Annotated in this window: 12 protein-coding genes; 5 read left to right on the forward strand and 7 right to left on the reverse strand. The window is 68.2% G+C overall.

Going from position 1 to position 18,037, the window contains the following annotated elements:
* Positions 1-30: 30 nt before the first annotated feature.
* From JOF48_RS12115 to JOF48_RS12135, 5 genes are all read right to left on the reverse strand, one after another.
* Positions 31-1,029, reverse strand: a complete 999-nt coding sequence (locus JOF48_RS12115; protein ID WP_245346510.1) for an alpha/beta hydrolase — start codon at positions 1,027-1,029, stop codon at positions 31-33.
* Positions 1,030-1,185: 156 nt separating this feature from the next.
* Positions 1,186-1,923 carry an amino acid ABC transporter ATP-binding protein gene (locus tag JOF48_RS12120; protein ID WP_209681043.1) on the reverse strand — a complete coding sequence of 246 codons (738 nt, stop codon included), beginning with the start codon at positions 1,921-1,923 and terminating at the stop codon, positions 1,186-1,188.
* Entirely contained in the window at positions 1,920-2,684 is a 765-nt protein-coding gene (locus tag JOF48_RS12125; RefSeq protein ID WP_209681045.1) for an amino acid ABC transporter permease, read from the reverse strand. The genes JOF48_RS12120 and JOF48_RS12125 overlap by 4 nt, the downstream gene beginning before the upstream one ends.
* 3 nt (positions 2,685-2,687) lie before the next feature.
* Positions 2,688-3,623, reverse strand: a complete 936-nt coding sequence (locus tag JOF48_RS12130; RefSeq protein ID WP_209681047.1) for an ABC transporter substrate-binding protein — start codon at positions 3,621-3,623, stop codon at positions 2,688-2,690.
* 460 nt (positions 3,624-4,083) lie between these two features.
* Entirely contained in the window at positions 4,084-4,770 is a 687-nt protein-coding gene (locus tag JOF48_RS12135; RefSeq protein ID WP_209681049.1) for a 3'-5' exonuclease, read from the reverse strand.
* Positions 4,771-4,838: 68 nt separating this feature from the next.
* Between JOF48_RS12135 and JOF48_RS12140 the strand changes: the two genes are divergently transcribed.
* Genes JOF48_RS12140 through JOF48_RS12150 form a run of 3 tightly spaced genes read left to right on the forward strand, consistent with a single transcriptional unit; the run spans position 4,839 to position 12,207 of the window.
* Positions 4,839-5,294: an MGMT family protein gene (locus JOF48_RS12140; RefSeq protein WP_209681051.1), complete on the forward strand. Its 456-nt coding sequence runs from the start codon at positions 4,839-4,841 to the stop codon at positions 5,292-5,294.
* On the forward strand, positions 5,291-8,704 hold the full coding sequence (locus JOF48_RS12145; RefSeq protein WP_209681053.1) for an ATP-dependent helicase: 3,414 nt from the start codon (positions 5,291-5,293) through the stop codon (positions 8,702-8,704). Before JOF48_RS12140 ends, JOF48_RS12145 begins: the two co-directional genes overlap by 4 nt.
* The gene (locus JOF48_RS12150; protein ID WP_209681055.1) at positions 8,701-12,207 is read left to right on the forward strand and encodes an ATP-dependent helicase; all 3,507 of its coding nucleotides are present in this window, start codon (positions 8,701-8,703) and stop codon (positions 12,205-12,207) included. The genes JOF48_RS12145 and JOF48_RS12150 overlap by 4 nt, the downstream gene beginning before the upstream one ends.
* 13 nt (positions 12,208-12,220) lie before the next feature.
* On the opposite strand, the gene JOF48_RS12155 is transcribed toward JOF48_RS12150, so the two are convergent.
* The gene (locus tag JOF48_RS12155) at positions 12,221-13,609 is read right to left on the reverse strand and encodes a macrolide 2'-phosphotransferase (RefSeq protein ID WP_425353716.1); all 1,389 of its coding nucleotides are present in this window, start codon (positions 13,607-13,609) and stop codon (positions 12,221-12,223) included.
* Positions 13,610-13,764: 155 nt separating this feature from the next.
* Between JOF48_RS12155 and nudC the strand changes: the two genes are divergently transcribed.
* On the forward strand, positions 13,765-14,712 hold the full coding sequence (nudC, locus tag JOF48_RS12160; RefSeq protein WP_209681057.1) for an NAD(+) diphosphatase: 948 nt from the start codon (positions 13,765-13,767) through the stop codon (positions 14,710-14,712).
* Positions 14,709-16,856 carry an ATP-dependent DNA helicase UvrD2 gene (locus JOF48_RS12165; RefSeq protein WP_281067975.1) on the forward strand — a complete coding sequence of 716 codons (2,148 nt, stop codon included), beginning with the start codon at positions 14,709-14,711 and terminating at the stop codon, positions 16,854-16,856. The genes nudC and JOF48_RS12165 overlap by 4 nt, the downstream gene beginning before the upstream one ends.
* Here JOF48_RS12165 and JOF48_RS12170 read toward each other — a convergent pair.
* On the reverse strand, positions 16,817-17,911 hold the full coding sequence (locus JOF48_RS12170) for a TOMM precursor leader peptide-binding protein (protein WP_209681059.1): 1,095 nt from the start codon (positions 17,909-17,911) through the stop codon (positions 16,817-16,819). The genes JOF48_RS12165 and JOF48_RS12170 overlap by 40 nt on opposite strands.
* Positions 17,912-18,037 lie beyond the last annotated feature (126 nt).

The raw sequence follows: 18,037 nt of genomic DNA on the forward strand, positions 1-18,037 counted from the left end.
CGCTTCGCATCCGGGACGGCCGCCGGGTTGTCAGGCCGGCACCGTCACCTTGGTTATAAAGGATTCTAGGCGCCGGTAGACCTCCTGTGACTCGGGATAGCGGAAGTTTTGCTGCCAGGTGTGCTCGGTATTGGGGCTGCTCCAGCGGTAGATGAGGGCATCGACGGGCACACCGTGGGCGCTGAGGGCACGGATCAGGTTCAGGTTTGAACGGTAGAAGAAGTCGCGCTCCGAGGTGGTGATGAACACGGGCGGGCAGCGGGAGTCCAGCCACTCGATGGGCGACATGAAATGCGCCGCCTCCCGCAGCCTGTGCCGGTCGCCGGCGGCGGAATGGCCGCGCGGGAGCAGCATCCGGATGAAGTTCAGGCTCATGACGAAGCCGCGGTCGAAGAACACGGAGAAGTCCACGATGGAACAATGCTGCACCAGGCCCCGCAACTGCCCCTTTTGGAGCGCTGTGTTGAGCGAGTAGTGGCGGGCGAGGTCGGGTTGGAAGGTGGTGGCGGCCATGAGTGCGGAGATCTGCCCGCCCGCGGAGTCGCCGCCCAGGACGATGCGCCCGCTGTCGCCGCTGAATTCGCCGATGTGCCCCGACACCCAGCCGAGCGCCGCGTTGGCATCCTCGAGGACATGGCCCAGGTGGAAGTGCGGGGCCGTGCGGTAGTTGACGTTGACCACCACAATCCCGGTGGCTGCCTGGCCTGCGCAGTACTTGGTCAGCGAGGCCTTGTCGCCTGACGTCCAGCCGCCGCCGTGGAAATACACGTAAACGGGGAGGTGGTCCGTGGGGGTGGCGCTGGCCGGGGCCAGGACGTCGAGTCGGTGGGAGCGGATGTGGTCGCCCACGAAATCGATGTCGTGCCAGTACCGGATGCCCTTGATGGGGTCCGCGTTCAGGTGCCGCAGCTCAACCACGCTGATGGAGTGCATGAAGATCCGCCACATCCACACCGGCACGCGCGTCAGCAGGTCTCGGGCCCGGCGGCCTGGGACAAAAGCGCCACGGGCCGGCTGCTGATGGACCATGCTTCCAGCGTACTCCCGATGCGGTGGCCCAGCCTGTGAATCCGGGGCCCCTGTGGACATCTGCGGGCGCGCCTGCCAGCGCTTCGTTAACGTTCGACGGCGGCACCCGCCTGGCGCTTGGAGCGAAAGGTGGGTGCCGCCGTCGTCAGCTGCGGGCTACAGGACGTCCGAGAGGAAGCCCTTCAAGCGGTCCGTCTTCGGGGCGGTGAACAGTTCCTCGGGGGAACCGGTTTCCACCACGACGCCGCCATCCATGAAGGTGACGGTGTCGGAGACGTTGCGGGAGAAGCCCATTTCGTGGGTGACCACGACCATGGTCATGCCGCCCTTGGACAGGTCCGTCATGAGCGCCAGGACGCCCTTGACGAGTTCCGGGTCCAGTGCGCTGGTGGCCTCGTCAAAAAACATGACCTCCGGCTCCATGGCCAGGGCGCGTGCGATCGCCACGCGCTGCTGCTGGCCGCCGGAAAGGTTGCCAGGCCGGGAATCGGCCTTGTGCTTCAGGCCCACCAGGTCCAATTGCTCCAAGGCTGCGGCGTTGGCCTGGTCCTTGGGCATCTTGCGCAGCTTGGTGAGCGCGAGCGAGACGTTCTGCAGCACGGTCTTGTGCGGGAACAAGTTGAACTGCTGGAAGACCATGCCGATGCGGCGGCGCAGCTCGTCCGGGTTGTCGTTCAGGACGGACTTGCCGTCCAGCAGGATGTCGCCCTGGTCCGGCTCGATCAACCGGTTCATGACGCGCAGCAGCGTGGACTTGCCGGAACCGGACGGGCCGATCACGGAGGCCGTGGTGCCCTGCGGGACGTGCAGGTCGATGCCGCGCAGCACCTTGTTGGCGCCGAACGCCAGGTGGATGTTGGTGGCCGTCAGCGACCCTGGGTTGAATTCACTCATGCCTGGGCTCCCTTGCCAATGACTGCTGCGGCCTCGTCCGGATCCAGCTTCTGGGCCCTCCCTTCACGCATGCGCTTGTCCATGAAGTTCACCAGGTGGGTGAGCGGGATGGTCAGGCACAGGTAGAGCGCGCCGGCCGCGATGAGCGGTGAGAGGTTGCCGGTGTTGGCTGCCGCATCGTTGCCGATGCGGAAGATTTCGCGCTGGCTGGTCAGCAGGCCCAGCATGTAGATCAGGGAGGAGTCCTTGATCAGTGAGATCAGCTGGTTGACCAGCGCGGGCAGGACCCGGCGGATGCCCTGGGGAATCACCACGAGGCTCATGGATGAGACGTAGCTGAACCCCAGGGCGCGGGAGGCCTCGAGCTGGCCCTTTTCAACGCTCTGGATGCCGGAACGGAAGATCTCGCCGATGTAGGCGGCTGCCATGAGTGACAGCGCAAAGATCGCCAACGGGTAGGGGTTGGTGCTGCCCGTCAGCATGCGAACCACGGGGCCCAGGCCAAGACCAATCAGGAGGATGGTCAAGATGGCGGGCAGGCCGCGGAAGATATCCGTGTAGACCCGGGCGATCCAGCGGGGGATGGGATTTCGTGAAATGCCCATGACCGCAAGGATCATGCCCAAGATGCAACCGAAGATGGCCGAGGAAATGGCCAGGATCAGGGTGTTGGGCAAGCCGACCGTGAGCATTTCGGGGACAACGGCCCCCATGGCGTCCCAGTCGAAGAACGTTTTTCCAAGCTGCTCGAGAACATCCATAAATTAGGCCTTGGGTACCGTGACAGCCTTGGAGCCGGGGGTCCAGTCCTCAGGCATGGGGCGGGTGGGGTACCACTCCTTGGTCAGCTTGGACCAGGTGCCGTCGGCGATGACCGCGTCAAGTGCGGAGTTCAGGGCGTCGGTCAGCGGCTTGTTCTCGGAGTTCACGGCGTAGGCGGTGAAGTTCTGGGTGTTGACAACCTCTTCGGCGATGACCGTGCCGTCGCCGTCCTTGACCTGGCCCGTGGCCTGCTGGGACGGGGCAACCCAGGCGTCAACCTGGCCGTTCTTCAAGTTGGCGTACGCCGTGTTGTAGTCGGGGAAGCGGACAGCCTCGAACTTGAGCGTGTTGGTGACGTAGTCGTCCTGCACGGTGCCCTGCACGACGGCGATGCGCGTCTTGTCGGTCAGGTCGGCGAAGCCCTTGATGTCGGAGTCGGTCTTGGCGACAACGGCCATGTAGCCAAAGTCGTAACCGTTGGTGAAGCCGACGTTTTCACGGCGGGCGTCGGTGGTGGAGATCGAGGAGGAGCCGACGTCGAACGACTTGTTCTCAACCTGGGCAAGAAGTGCTGAGAAGTCGGTGGACTTGAACTCGACCTTCAGGCCCAGCTTGTCGGCCATGGCGCGCAGCAGCTCGTTGTCGTAGCCGGTGAAGACGCCGTCCTTGATGAAGATGTTCGGCGGGGCGTCGGAGAGCGTGCCCACGGTGATGGTGCCGGGGGTGATCAGGCCGAGCTCGTCCTTCTTCACGGAGTCCAGGGCCACGACGTCGTCGGTGGTGTAGCGGTCAAGCGACTGCTGGTCGCTGCCGGCCAAGGCGTCGGTGGGGCCGCCGGAGGAGGTTGAGCCGGTGGAGCCGCCGCAGGCTGCGAGGGAGAACGCGAGTGCCACGGCCACGGGGACGGTGGTGAGCCACTTCAAAGCAGATTTCTTCATCAAACATTCACTTTCATTGCAGGAGCCGCAGCCGATCAATGCCTCGGGCGGGAAAACCGGTGATGCTGGGAATCGACGGAAGGGACTCACAGGGAGTTCGTAGCAGACCTCGGCCAGCAAAACTAAATTATGTCATCCATGGCGGAATTATGGCGTGCGCGAATTTGTGCACGGCAAAAGGCGTGTTAGGCAGAAGAAGATGCGAAATTTGCCCCGATTGCGGGGCCTGCTGCCGGTGTGGTGCCGGCGCGGCTGCACGAGTGGTGGCTGAAAAACTGCCGTGGCGGGCGCAGGGGCGGCTGTGATTTAGCTCATGCCGGCCGCGGCGGACGGCGGAGAGCAGCCGCCGGCGACCCGTGCAGCGCCTGAAAATCCGTCAGTCGCCGGTAGTCAGCCCCGGTCTGGACCCCGGTTCGCCGGACCGCACCTGGACAAACCGTCCGCCGGCCTGGCCAGGACCCTACGGCAGGACCGGCCAGTCGCCTTCGATCACGGCGGCGGGGTCCTTGACCCGGCGCAGGTAGGACTGGAAATCGGCGGCCTGGTCGCGGGCCCAGCCGACCTGGGCGTTGTGCAGGTCCGCCACGTCCACGCGCAGGGCGCTGTACTTGGCGGCCAGTGCATCGGCGAGCCGCAGCGTGGCTTCCGCGTCGGCGGCGGAGGTGTGGGCGTCGTCGAGCTTGATGCCGTATTCCTCACACAGGGCCACCAGCGTGCGGCTGCCCTTGCGGAACTTGTCCACCTGCTTGTTGCAGATGAAGGGGTCGATCACGGGGGCGGCGGTGATCTGGGCGAGCTCGTGGCGGCGGGCCTCATTCGCCAGGACGGTGAAGTCGTAGCTGGCGTTGAAGGCGATGACAGGGATGTTGTTCTTGAAGAGGGTTTCCAGCACGGCACCAACCTCGGCGGTGACAACGTCCGAGGGGCGCCCGTGCTCGCGGGCATGGGCGGTGCTGATGCCGTGGATGGCGGCAGCTTCCTCCGGGATGTCCACGCCGGGATCGGCCAGCCACTCGTGGGTGTCCGCCACCTTTCCGGATTCGTCCACAATCACGATCGACGCCGTCACGATGCGGGCCGTTCGGGGGTCCTTTCCGGTGGTTTCCAGATCGAACGCGGCGCGGGGGTTCATGCTCCAGCTAGTCATGCCACTACGCTACCTGCCGCCACCGACAAAGCTGCACCGCCACCCCCGCACACGGCTACCCTTGAGGCATGCGTGAGCAGTACATTGAAGCGGTTTTGGCCGTCGCCGAACTCATTCCGCCCTCCCGCGTCCTCTCTTATGGGGACATCGCGGCACTGCTGGAGAGCGGCGGCCCGCGGCAGGTCGGGGCGGCCATGGCCGCGCAGGGCAGTGCAGCGCCGTGGTGGCGGGTGATCCGGGCCGGCGGTGCCGCCCCGCTGTGTCACGAAGGCCGCGCCCTGGAACACTACCTGGCGGAGGACACTCCCCTGCGCGGCGACACCTCAGCCCGCACGCCGCCGGGCAAGCCCATGCAATGGCGGGTGGACATGAAGGCCGCACGTTGGAACCCTGCCGAGCCTGACTTTGACCGGATCGACGCCATCGCCGCACGGCTCAGGGAGTCGGATGGCGCCGACGGGCACGACGCCGGCACGCACCACCGTGCTGCAATGTCAGACCCCCGTGGTGGACTGGAAGCATGAGCACGCAAGGAGAACAGGGCCTGCCGCAGCTGAGGCTGGTGCCGCCGGCCAGCAGCATCCGCAGCGCCCCTGCATTGAGCGCCGACCAGCGCGCCGTGGTGGAGCTGGCCCCCGGCAGCGGGCCGGTCCTGGTGTGGGGTGCGCCCGGAACGGGCAAATCCACCGTGCTGGTGGAGGCGGCCGTGAAGCGGATGGAGCACGACGGCGTTGACCCAGCAGGTGCCCTCCTGCTGGCCCCGTCGCGGCTGGCTGCCGGACGGCTGCGCGACGGCCTGAGTGCCCGGCTCACCAAGAGCCTGAGCACCTCCCCGGCCAGGACCTGGTCCTCCTATGCCTTCGACCTGCTGCGGCGGGCCAAGGTGGAGGGGCGGATGCCGCACCTCGACGGCCCGCCGCGGCTCATGAGCGGCCCGGAGCAGGACCTCATCATCAGGGACTTGCTGGCCGGGCACAGGGAAGGGCTCGGCACGGCCCCGGACTGGCCCCGCGAACTCGGCGACGCCCTCGACACCCGCGGCTTCCGGCAGGAGATCCGCCAGCTCTTTGACCGGGTCATCGAATACGGGCTCGTCCCGGAGGAGCTCGCGGACCTTGGCCGGGCCAACCACCGGCCCGACTGGGTGGCCGCCGCACAGCTCTACGGTGAATACCGGGACGTGGTGGACTGGGGCAAGTCCGGCTCCTTCGACCCCGCCGGCATCATCACGGCCGCGGCCACGCTGCTGACCCTGGACCCCGAGTTCCTGGAACGGGAACGGCACCGCCTGGGGCTGATCGTGGTGGACGACATCCAGGAGGCCAACAAGGCAGTCCATGAATTGCTCGCACTCGTCGGCCGCGGCAAGGACATCATTGTCTCCGCGTCGCCTGACACCGTGGTGCAGGGCTTCCGAGGCGCCCGGCCCGACCTGGTCGCCTCGCTGTCGGAAACACTGTCCACCGACGAGCGCCCCCTGCAACAGTTCGCCCTGACCGTCTCGCACCGCATGGGCCCGGAACTGGCCGCGGCCTGGTCCGGCGTGGCCGAGCGGATCTTCCAGATCCGCGGCGGACACAAGGCCCGCCAGCTGGCCTGGCCGGGCCAGTCGGAGGACACGGCTGACGGGCCCGGCGCCGAAGCAGGGGACCCGGCGTCGGACCTTGAGCAGGAATTCAACAACGAACCGGCCGTCACCGCCCACGTGGTGGCCTCCGAAGTCCATGAGCTGCGCCTGGTGGCCGAGCGCATCCTGCACCTGCAGCACCTGCGCGGGCACAGCCTCAGCGAGGTCGCCGTGATCGTGCGCACCGGTTCCGCCCTAGCGGCCCTGCAGCGGTACCTCAGCGCGCAGGGCATCGCCGTCAAGGTGCCCGTGGCCGAGAACCCCGTGCGCGACGAACCCGCCGTGCGCCCGCTGCTGGAGGCGCTTGGCATTGCGCTGGCGCCTGAAACGCTCGACGCCGAGGCCTGCGTTGCGCTGCTGACATCCCGCCTGGGTCGCTCGACCGCGCTGCATTTGCGCCGGCTGCGGCAGGCGCTGCGGCAGCAGGAACTGCACGACGGCGGCGGCCGCGCCAGCGACGAGCTGCTGGTCGAGGCGCTGCTGAACCCGGACAAGCTGGGACCCTTGGGCTGGGAGGCGGCCAATGCGCGGCGGATCGCGGCCATGCTCGCGGCAGGCCGGGCCGCCGTGGCCGAGCCCGGCGCCAATGCCGAAACCGTGCTGTGGGCGCTGTGGGATGCCTGCGACACCTCGGGCACCTGGGAAACGCAGGCGCTGCGCGGCGGCCCCACCGGCATCCGCGCGGATCGGGACCTGGACGCCGTCATGGCACTGTTCCAGACAGCTGAGCGGTATGTGGACCAGTTGCCCGGCTCCAGCCCGCAGCAGTTCCTGGACTACCTGATGGACCAGGAGCTGCCCATGGACACCCTTGCCGCCCGGGCCCAGCGCAGCGACGCCGTGGAAATCCTCACCCCGGCCAGTGCCGCCGGGCGTGAATGGCCCGTGGTCATCGTCGCCGGTCTGCAGGAAGGGGTCTGGCCCAACACGCGCCTGCGCGGTGAGCTGCTGGGCAGCCAGTTGCTGGTGGACGTGCTGGAAAAGGGTCCGGAGGCGGCGCGGCAGGTTGATCCTGCCGCCCGGCTTCGCGACATCCGCTACGACGAACTCCGCAGCTTTGCCGCGGCCATTTCCCGGGCCGGGCGCAAACTGATCCTCACGGCGGCGGCCGGCCACGAGCTGCAGCCCTCTCAGTTCATCGACCTGGCTGCGCCGTACATGCCGTCCACGGATTCCGGCGGCGAGTCCCAATACCCCGTCCGCCCCGTGGAACAGGTGCCGCGCCCCATGACACTGCGCTCGCTCGTGGCCGAGCTGCGCCAGGAATCGGAGATGCACGCCGAGCCCGAAGCTGCCCGCATGCTTGCCGTGCTGGCCGGCAACCAGGTTCCGGGAGCTGCGCCGGAGCAGTGGTGGGGGCTGGCACCGCTGAGCAGCGACGGCCCCATCATTGCTCCGGGGGAGCCCGTCGTGGTGTCCCCGTCCAAGGTGGAGGAGGTCCTGAAGTCGCCCCTGAACTGGTTTGTCAGGGCCGCCGGGGGAGAGGCCACCACCGACTTCGCCCGGAGCCTCGGCACGCTCATCCACAGCATCGCCCAGGACATCCCTGCAGGTGCAGGCCACGAGTACCTGGCCGAGCTGGAACGGCGCTGGCCCTCCCTGGGCCTGCCCGAGTCATGGGAAACCGACCAGGACTACCTGCGGGCACAGACCATGCTGGGCAAGCTGGCCCAGTACGTGATCGACGCCCGCATGGAGGGGCGTCGGCTGCTGGCCGTCGAGGAGAATTTCGCCGTCGATGTCGGGGAGCTTCCTGCTGATGCCTCCGGTGCCGGCGGAACCAACGCCGCCGACGCCGCCGACGCCGGGACCCCGCCTGCCGGGGACGGCGGCAGTCCCGCCGTCCCTCCCGCCGGGCAGCCCCGCACGGTGCGGCTCCGCGGCCAGGTGGACCGGCTCGAGGCCGACGCCAACGGAAACCTCGTGGTCGTGGACATCAAGACCGGCCGCAACAAGCCCACCAAGGAACAGGTGTTGGTCCACCCGCAGTTGGGCGCCTACCAGGTGGCCGTGGCTGCCGGAGGCTTCGAGGAACTCGCGGCCGCCGTGGGGCTGGCCGGTGCCGGATCCGGCGGAGCCGCGCTGCTGCCCCTGGGCGACACCACCAAAAGCGTCAAGACCCAGGACCAGCCGGCCATGGTGGCCGGCTCCGACGACGACCCCACCCTGAAGGTCATGGAGGCCGCACTCCTCATGGCCCAGTCCGCGTTCCCCGCGCGCCACGGAGCCGACTGGTCCGAACGCAACGGCTGCCCCCTGCCCACCATTTGCCCGCTGTGCCCGGAAGGGAAACAAGTCACCGAATGAGCACCCCTACCGCCAACAATGCCGGCCAGCTGCCCAATGCCGCGGCCGCGGCACCCCGCGAGCCCGTGAGCCCCTACGAACTGGCCGAGCTGTTGGGCCAGTTCCCGCCCACGCCCGAGCAGGCGGCCATCATCTCCTCGCCGCTGGAACCGCTGCTGGTCATTGCAGGCGCCGGTTCCGGAAAGACCACCACCATGGCCGACCGCGTCGTTTGGCTGGTGGCCAACGGCCTGGTCCTGCCGGAGGAGATCCTCGGTGTCACCTTCACCCGCAAGGCGGCAGGTGAACTGGCCTCGCGCATCCGCGCCCAACTGTCCAAGCTGGGCACCCTGGCCCGTTCCGGTGAGGTGGAGCTGGCACCGGCCGCTGCTGCCCGGGACGCACTGGAGCCCAAGGTCTCCACCTACCATTCCTACGCCAGCGGAATCGTCAGTGACTACGGCCTGCGCCTCGGCATCGAACGCGACGCGGTGGTGCTCGGCGCCGCCGAGGCCTGGCAGCTGGCCAGCGAGGTTGTTGAGGGCCACGACGGCGACCACGAACACTTCACCGCCGCCAAGTCCACGCTCATCCAGTCCGTCATGGACCTGGCAGGCGAATGCGCAGAGCACCTGCAGGAGCCGGAGTCGGTCATCGCCACCATTGACGGCTACCTGGCCGGCTTTGAAGCACTGCCCTACATCGCAGAAACCGCCAAGCCGCGCACCGCCGCCGTCGCAAAGCAGCTGGACGTGCTGCGCACACGCTCTTCGGTGGCGGCGCTGGTGCAGAAATATGCCGAGGCCAAGCGCCGCCGCAACGCCCTGGACTACGGCGACCTCGTAGCCCTGGCTGCCCGCATTGCCCGCGACGTGCCGCATGCCGCAGAGATGGAACGACAGCGCTACAAGGTGGTGCTGCTGGATGAATTCCAGGACACCTCGCACGCGCAGCTCCAGCTCTTTGCGGAGCTCTTCGGCGCCGGCCACCCGGTCACCGCCGTGGGCGACCCCCACCAGTCGATCTACGGCTTCCGCGGCGCCTCCGCCGGCCAGCTGTTCCGCTTCCCGGAAATCTTCCTGAAGGCCGACGGCGGGTACGCGCCGACTGCCGAACTCACCATTGCATGGCGCAATTCCGCACACATCCTGGCCACCGCCAATGTCATGTCCGCAGAGCTCACGGCCGCCCAGGCCCGCAAGGCCAACGCCAAGCTCGCCGCCGGGCTGACGGAGGAGCAGCGGGCGGCCGCCGGCCCCCGGGTGGTGGTCTCGCCGCTGCGGGAGAAGCCCCAAGCTCCGGACGGGGAGGTGCTGCTGGCACGCTACGACACCGAACTGGCCGAGGCCGAGGCCGTTGCGGAGGAGATCCTGGAACGCAAGGGCGATTTCACCCACCGTCGCGGCGCCCAAGGTGCGATGACCGTGGCGGTGCTGTGCCGCCGCCGTGCGCAGTTTGCCAGGTTCCAGTCCGTGTTCGAGGCCCGCGGCATCCCGTACGAAATCGTGGGGCTGGGCGGCCTCCTCGGCACCCCCGAAATCGTTGATTTGGTGGCCACGCTTCGGGTCATCGCCGACCCCGGCCGCTCGGACGCGCTCATGCGCCTGCTGACCGGGGCCCGTTGGCGGATTGGGCCGGCGGACCTGATGGCGTTCGCGGACTGGGCACGGTACCTGGCCCGGCGCAGGGAATGGGCCGCCCGGAACAGGGTGGACTTTGACGCAGCAGTGCTGCAGGGCGACACACCCGAACAAGCAGGTGGGGCGGAACAACTTGAACCTGTTGTGGTGACCGCGGACATCGTGGATGCCTCATCCCTGGTGGAGGCGCTGGACTACCTTGGCCCGGACTTCTGGCCGGAGTCGGCCCGGCCGCTGAGCGATGCGGCGCGGACCCGGCTGCTGGCGCTGCGCGACGAACTGCGCATGCTGCGCGGTTTCGTGGGGGAGGACCTCGTCAACTTGCTGGGCGTCGTGGAGAAGACCATGCTCCTGGACATCGAGCTGGCTGCCAAGCCCGGCTCCAGCATCCACCATGCCCGCCGGCACCTGGACGCCTTCGCGGACGCCGCCGCCACCTTCATGCAGGCTGCGCAGCGCGTGGACCTGGACGCCTTCCTGGGCTGGCTGGAAACCGCCGAGGCCGAGGAGGGCGGCCTGGAAATGACGGCCGTGGAGTCGAACCCGGACGCCGTGGCTCTGCTGACGGTGCACGCGTCGAAGGGGCTGGAATGGGATGTGGTGTTCGTTCCCGGCATGAATTCGGGCGCCTTCCCCAGCACCCGGGCCGACCGCTGGAGCACCGGCGCCAAGTCGCTGCCGTGGCCGCTCCGGGGGGACCGGGACGACCTCCCCGTGTGGGAAGTGGACGTGCCGGACCTGAAGACGCTCATGGACAATGAGAAGCTGTTTGCCTCGGATGTGGCGCTCCATGGCGAGGAAGAGGAACGCCGGCTGGCCTACGTGGCGTTCACCCGGGCCCGCGACTTCCTGATGTGTTCGAGCACTGTCTGGGGGACCGGGAAGAAGCCGCTCACTGTCTCGCCGTTCCTGTCCGAACTGTTGCCGCTGACTGAGGGCGCCAGGCATCCAGCCGTGCTGGGTCCGTGGCAGGACGACCCCGAGGAAGGCGCGGAGAACCCGGTCAGCGCCGGGGCCGAAACCGCCGACTGGCCCTATGACCCCCTCAACGGACCGGTGATCACGGGCCGGACCGGTGTGGCCGCCCGCGTTGGCCGGCGTACCAACGTGGAGCGTTCAGCCGGCTCTGTTGCTGCGGCCTCCGCCCAGCTCGCCGAACTGGCAGGCAGCCGGCCAGCGGCCGTGCCGGGCACGCCCGACTTCCTGTCAGCCAACCCCCGCTGGGGCGCCGAGGCCAGCGTGCTGCTGGCACAGGAAAAGATGGAAAGCGACCAGCTCCGGGTAGAGCTGCCGCCGCACATTTCAGCCTCCCGCCTCGTGGCACTGGGCGAGGACCCGGAAAAGGTCACGCGCGCCATGCGCCGCCCCATCCCCACCAAGCCGGGCATGGCCGCTCGAAAGGGCACCGCCTTCCACGCCTGGATTGAGGACTACTTTGCCACCACCGGCCAGCTCGACTTTGACGAGGAACCCGGTGCCGACGCCTACGTGGACGAGGCCTACGACCTGGCCGGGATGCAGGAGACGTTCAAGAACTCCGAATGGGCAACCCGGATTCCGGCTGACCTTGAGGTGCCCATAGAAACCCGGGTGGCAGACGTGGTGGTCCGCGGCCGCATCGACGCAGTCTTCCGCGACGCCGACGGCGGCTGGGACCTGATCGACTGGAAGACTGGCCGGATTCCGTCCAAGGCGCAGCTGGCAGTGCGCGGCGTGCAGCTTGCCGTGTATAGGCTCGCCTGGTCCCGGCTCCAGGACGCGCCCCTGGAACAGGTCAGGGCTGCGTTTTACTACGTCGGCCAGGACAAGCTCATCCGCCCCGTGGACCTGGCAGGCCGGGAAGAGCTCGAAGCCATCGTCACCGGCGCTTACACCACGTCTTAAGGAGGCGGCGGCGCTACTTGTCGAGGGGGATGACTTTCATGGCCGTGGTGTCCACGTCCTCGGCAACATGCTTGCCTGTTTCGGCCGCATGGTCCGTGGCCGCCGTGTCGTCGCCGGCCTTGTCACCGGCAGGGTTGTCCGCGGCATCCGCTTCCCCTGCTCCGGAGGGTGCCTCTGCGCCGGCGGGGGTGCCCTCCGCCGCATGCACCGGGCGGGCGTCGCTGCCGGATGGGCCGGCGTTGTCCGTGGCCGGCGACGCTTCTGCAGCGGCCTCAGCGGGCGCGGCGTCCGGCGCCGGGATGGGGCTGGACTGCACCTTGGCCGCTGCCGCGGGGGCGGACGCCGGGGCGTCAGGTGCGCCGGATGATGTTGAGGATGCCGCGGTGCCTTCTGGTGCCGGCGCTCGGCCCGCCGCGGCGGGCCCAGTTGCGGCGGCCGGCATTGCGGCCGGGACGGGATCGTCCTCGACGCTGATGGGCTGCCCGCCGTGCTCGGCAATGTCGGCCTCGAGCGTCTTGAGCATGGATTCGGCGTCCTCCACCATGCGGGCACTGTCTGCTGCGTAGCCCTTTACCAGCCACTGGGCCAGGGCAAATTCTGCGCTCAACGCCGCCCGGCGCAGGAGGTGCGGGTCCGGGGTCTCGTTGCGGGCGGCGGCGTAGGCCTGCATGACAGTGTCCACGAAATCGGGTTGGTTGATGGCCACGAGCCAGGCAAAGTCGTCGGCGGGGTCGCCCACGCGCAGGTCGGTCCAGCCGATGACGGCGCTGACCTGGTCGTTGTCCAGAAGGATGTTGTCCTCATGCAGGTCGCCGTGGACCACGCAGGAGTTGAAACGCCAGAGCGCAATGTCCTCCATTGCGTGCTCCCAGCGGCGCAGCAGCGGCGGCGGGATCTTTCCGGTGGTGGCGGCCTGGTCCAGCTCGTTCAGCTTGCGCTGGCGGTATTCGTTGGCGGTGTAGCTGGGCAGGTCAAAGGTGGTGACCAATTCTTGCGGCAGGTCGTGGATGGCGGCGATCGCCCGGCCGATTTCCAGGGCCAGTGCAGCGGTGCCGGATTCCAGCTCCTCCACGGATTCGGCCTTGCCTGCAATGTGCGAGTACACGAAAGTGATCAATTCCCCCTGCCGCACGGTTCCGGCCACGCTGGGCAACAGGAACGGCAGTTCGGCCCGGATCGCGGGGGAGAAGGCACGCAGCACCTGGCGCTCGGTTTCCAGGCGGGTGCTGGCTTCGGCATGGCGGGGCGAGCGGACACGCCAGCGGCGGTTCTCGGAATCAACCAGGAGTGCGGAGGAAAAGTCGGCTGCATCGTCCGGCTCCGGCCCAAACGCGGTGACGTTGAGTCCGGGCACGGCGGCGCTGGCTATCGCGGCCAATTCAATCGCAGTCAATCTTCTCACTCCTCTACCGTAGAGCGCGCAGGCGCCAACCGTCTGCCGTTGGGGCGGCGAGTCGCAAGATGCCCGTCACATGGCGACATCCTGCGTCAGGCCCGTTGTCCACAGCGGGCCGCGCAGGAATGTAAAAATTGGCATCCGGTGCGTACGGTAGAAACATGACTTTTGCCAGCCCCACGCCCGAGCCCGTGCTTGACCGCCAATGTGAACAGCGGGACGCGCCGGGGTACCTGGCGGCCGTGCTGGCCTCGGCCAGCCACCGGGTGGTGCTGTTCCACCGCGGCAAGGCCCTGCTTCAGGGGTCCGGGCTTGGCTATTTCGATCCCGCCGAGCTGCCGGAAGTGCTGCCCGCAGGCACCACCTCCGTCTTCCTCGGCCAGGTGCGCCCCGGCCAGGGCCACCCGCTGCCGGACGGCACCGACCTTGTGCTGCATGTGCTCCCCAACGACACCGAGAATCTGGACTGGGTGCCCGGGGACAGTGCCTTTGCCGGGTACCGCGACGCCGCACAGGAACTGCACAAGGGGGATGCCCAGGTCTTTATCCAGGCCCAGGCCGTGGCCAACTGGCACCTCAGCCACACCCACTGCCCGCGCTGCGGCACCCCCACAGAGGTGGAGGCCTCAGGCTGGGTGCGCGGCTGCGCCAAGGACGGCTCGGAGCACTTTCCACGCACTGATCCGGCAGTCATCGTGGCCATCGTCGGCGCGGACGGGCGGATCCTGCTGGCCAACAACTTTGCCTGGGAGGAAAACCGCTACTCCACCGTTGCCGGCTTCGTGGAAGCGGGCGAAAGCGCCGAAGACGGTGCCGTGCGAGAAATTGCGGAGGAAGTGGGCGTGCACCTGCATTCGCTGGAGTACATCGGTTCCCAGGCCTGGCCGTTCCCCCGCTCCCTCATGCTGGGATTCATCGGCCACACCAATGACATCGATGCAGCACCAGACAACGTGGAGGTGCGTGCCGCCCGGTGGTTCGGCCGTGAAGAATTGCAGCAGGCCGTGCTCAGCGGCGAAGCTGCCATCTCGCACCGGCAGTCCATAGCCCGCACACTGATTGAAGAATGGTACGGCGGCCCCATCCTTGAACCTGGTGACAACGCATGAGCTTTGACCCGCAGCAGTCCGGACTCCCCGTCATGGACGAGCGAACGGCCGAACAACGCATCCTGGCCGGCCTGGATGAGGAACAGCGGATGGTCGCCACCACCTTGAACGGGCCCCTGTGCGTGCTGGCCGGGGCAGGCACCGGCAAAACCCGCGCCATCACGCACCGCATCGCCTACGGCGTGCACACCGGCGTCTACAACCCCAACCGGCTGCTGGCCGTCACGTTCACGGCACGGGCCGCGGCGGAGATGCGCACCCGGCTGCGCGACCTCGGCGTCGGCACCGTGCAGGCCCGCACCTTCCACGCCGCGGCTCTGCGGCAGCTGCAGTATTTCTGGCCCCACGCCGTCGGCGGCCAACTGCCTGGGCTGCTGGAACACAAGGCTCAGATCATCGCCGAGGCCGCACGCAGGCTGCGGCTGCCCACGGACCGGGCAGCGATCCGTGACCTGGCCGCCGAAATTGAGTGGGCCAAGGTGTCCATGCTGACGCCGGAAACCTACGTGGTGAAGGCCCAGGACCGCGGCGAGCCCGGCGGCCTGGACAAGCTGGCCGTGGGCCGGCTGTTCCAAGGCTATGAGGACGTCAAGGCGGACCGGAACCTCATCGACTTTGAGGACGTCCTGCTGATCACGGTGGGCATCCTGCAGGAGGACCCCAGGGTGGCGGCCACGGTGCGCGAGCAGTACCGGCACTTTGTCGTCGACGAGTACCAGGATGTTTCCCCGTTGCAGCAGCGCATGCTGGACCTGTGGCTGGGCGGCCGGGACGAGCTGTGCGTTGTGGGCGACGCCAGCCAGACCATCTACTCCTTCACGGGGGCAACACCGCGGCACCTGCTGGACTTCCCGAAGCGTTACCCGGACGCCAACGTGGTGAAGCTGGTCCGGGATTACCGCTCCACCCCGCAGGTAGTGGGCCTGGCCAACTCCCTGCTGGGCAACCGGCGCAGCGGCGGGATGACGGCAGATGCGCTGTGGTCCAAGCCGCTGGAACTGGTGGCGCAGCGGCCGGGCGGCCCCGCACCCGAGTTCCTTGAATGCAGCGACGACGAGGCCGAGGCGGCCGCCGTCGCCGCCCGTATCAAGGTCCTTCTGGAACACGGGACCCAGGCCAGCGAGATTGCCGTGTTGTTCAGGACCAACGGCCAGTCGGAGGCCTATGAGCAGGCCCTGGCGGCGGCCGGGGTCGGCTACCAGCTCCGCGGCGGGGAACGCTTCTTCGCCCGCAAGGAAGTCCGCGACGCCTTGCTGCAGCTGCGGGCCGCCTCCCGCGCAGCCGACGGCGAGCCCCTCGGGCAGATGGTCCGGGACGTGCTGGGCAACCTCGGATACCAGGCCGAGGCTCCCAAGACCGGCGGCGCGGTGCGTGAACGCTGGGAATCATTGGCAGCCATCGTGGCCCTCGCTGATGAACTGTTCCTCTCGCGCAGCACGCCCGAGCATGAATTCACGCTGGTGGACTTCGTGGCAGAACTCCAGGACAGGTCTTCCGCGCAGCACGCCCCCACCGTGCAGGGCGTCACCCTCGCCTCACTCCACTCGGCCAAGGGCCTGGAATGGGATGCCGTGTTCCTCGTGGGCCTGAGCGAAGGCCTGATGCCGATTTCCTTCGCCGACACCCCGGAAACAGTGGACGAGGAACGCCGCCTGCTCTACGTGGGCATCACCCGCGCCCGGGAATTCCTGAACTTTTCATGGTCGACGGCGCGCACCCCCGGCGGGCGGGCCAACCGAAAACCCTCGCGGTTCCTGGACGGGCTGCGGCCCAACTCGGTGGGCGGGGCGCCCACCGGCCCGCGGATGGCCACCACGCGAAAGTCCCGCAAGGCGGCCGGCCCCTCGGTGTGCCGGGTGTGCGGGAAGATCCTGAACACGGGAGCCGAACGCAAGGTGGGGCGCTGCGCCGACTGCCCGCCGGGCTACGACGAGGCGGTTTTTGAACAGCTGCGCCAGTGGCGGCTGGGCGAGGCCACCACTGCCGCGGTTCCGGCCTTTGTGGTGTTTACCGACGCCACCCTGATGGCCATCGCCGAGGCTGCGCCGCAGGACCTCGACGCCCTCGCATCCCTTCCGGGCGTTGGCCCGTCCAAGCTGGAACGCTATGGCGAGGCCGTGCTGGAGATTGTGGCCAACGGCTGAGCCTGCCACTGGCAGCCGCAGTCCGGATGGGGGCTGAACTCCTGGCGGGACCAGCGCCCGTCGTCCTGGTGCAGCGTCAGCACCGCGGACCACGAACTGGGCTGGTTGACGGCATCAAGGAACAGCAGGACCTGGGTGGCTGCCGCACCCGCCACCATCATGGCCAGCGCCGCACTCTCGGTGTGCTCGGCCCGGGGACTGCGCCCCGGCGGCATCGCGGCCTTGGCCGCCAACTGGGCGGTGATGTCGGGCCATTGCGGGTCGGCCGCGGCGCGGTGGCGGTCCACGCACTCGGCACAGGCAGTGTCCCCGGGCACCACCAGCGGACCGACTGTGCCGTCCTGCTCGCGCAGCAGCACCAGCAGGTGGGGCCGTTCGGCGGCCATGAACCGGGTGGTGCCGTAGGCGGCGGCGGTGTCGTGGCCCACCAGGATGGCCAGGTCCAGGCATTCTGGATTGGGGTTGTAGGCCCCGTCGTCATGCACCACATGGGACTGGACGCCGGAATCGATGGCCAGCAGGTGGCGCCGCACGGCGGCCGCCCTCCGCATGCCTATGTCAGCGGATGAGAAGGAACCCGGGCCGACATCGGATGCCCTCACGGGGTTGTCATCCTCCAGGAAGATCGTGCCCAGGCCGGAACTGACCAGCACGGCGGCCAGGGCCGCGCCGGTGCGGCCCAGCCCCGCCAGGTACACGACGGCCCCCTCCCTGCGATTCAGGTAGCCTTGGCACGGGCTCCGGTACAGGCCCAGCAAGGACAGGCGTTCGGGCAGCAGGCGCTCGGCGCGATGCCCCTGGGTGCGCAGATCGGCGTCGGTGAAGAGTGCGCCGGCGAGCTTGGCACAGATTTCCTGCGCACGCAGCGGGTCCACGCCCAGTTCGGAGGCCCGCTCCAGCACCAACTTGTCGGAGATGCCGCGGTGCAGCGCCTCAACGAACGCTGCTTCCGGTTCCTGCAGGCCTGTCAGGATCAGCCCGCCGGCACCCAGCCCGACCTGGATGCTGTGTTCATCCCTGCGGACCATGCGCAGACCTGGATTGATTGTTGCCATGACGCCCTCCCACAATGCCGGCACCCGCCTGCCGTCTGCAGGGCCGTGCCACAACCACTGTTCCGATCTTGGCACGGTGGCGGCATTTGTGCTTGAGGTTATCCACAGGGAGGTGTTGTCCACATT

Source organism: Arthrobacter stackebrandtii, from assembly GCF_017876675.1.
In the GTDB taxonomy this organism is placed as follows: domain Bacteria; phylum Actinomycetota; class Actinomycetes; order Actinomycetales; family Micrococcaceae; genus Specibacter; species Specibacter stackebrandtii.

Bases quoted from the DNA above. Each gene is read 5' to 3' on its own strand.
- JOF48_RS12120 (WP_209681043.1), bottom strand. From the start codon at position 1,923: ATGAGTGAATTCAACCCAGGGTCGCTGACGGCCACCAACATCCACCTG.
- JOF48_RS12140 (WP_209681051.1), top strand. From the start codon at position 4,839: ATGCGTGAGCAGTACATTGAAGCGGTTTTGGCCGTCGCCGAACTCATT.
- JOF48_RS12130 (WP_209681047.1), bottom strand. From the start codon at position 3,623: ATGAAGAAATCTGCTTTGAAGTGGCTCACCACCGTCCCCGTGGCCGTG.
- JOF48_RS12115 (WP_245346510.1), bottom strand. From the start codon at position 1,029: ATGGTCCATCAGCAGCCGGCCCGTGGCGCTTTTGTCCCAGGCCGCCGG.
- nudC (WP_209681057.1), top strand. From the start codon at position 13,765: ATGACTTTTGCCAGCCCCACGCCCGAGCCCGTGCTTGACCGCCAATGT.
- JOF48_RS12145 (WP_209681053.1), top strand. From the start codon at position 5,291: ATGAGCACGCAAGGAGAACAGGGCCTGCCGCAGCTGAGGCTGGTGCCG.
- JOF48_RS12165 (WP_281067975.1), top strand. From the start codon at position 14,709: ATGAGCTTTGACCCGCAGCAGTCCGGACTCCCCGTCATGGACGAGCGA.
- JOF48_RS12135 (WP_209681049.1), bottom strand. From the start codon at position 4,770: ATGACTAGCTGGAGCATGAACCCCCGCGCCGCGTTCGATCTGGAAACC.
- JOF48_RS12150 (WP_209681055.1), top strand. From the start codon at position 8,701: ATGAGCACCCCTACCGCCAACAATGCCGGCCAGCTGCCCAATGCCGCG.
- JOF48_RS12125 (WP_209681045.1), bottom strand. From the start codon at position 2,684: ATGGATGTTCTCGAGCAGCTTGGAAAAACGTTCTTCGACTGGGACGCC.
- JOF48_RS12170 (WP_209681059.1), bottom strand. From the start codon at position 17,911: ATGGCAACAATCAATCCAGGTCTGCGCATGGTCCGCAGGGATGAACAC.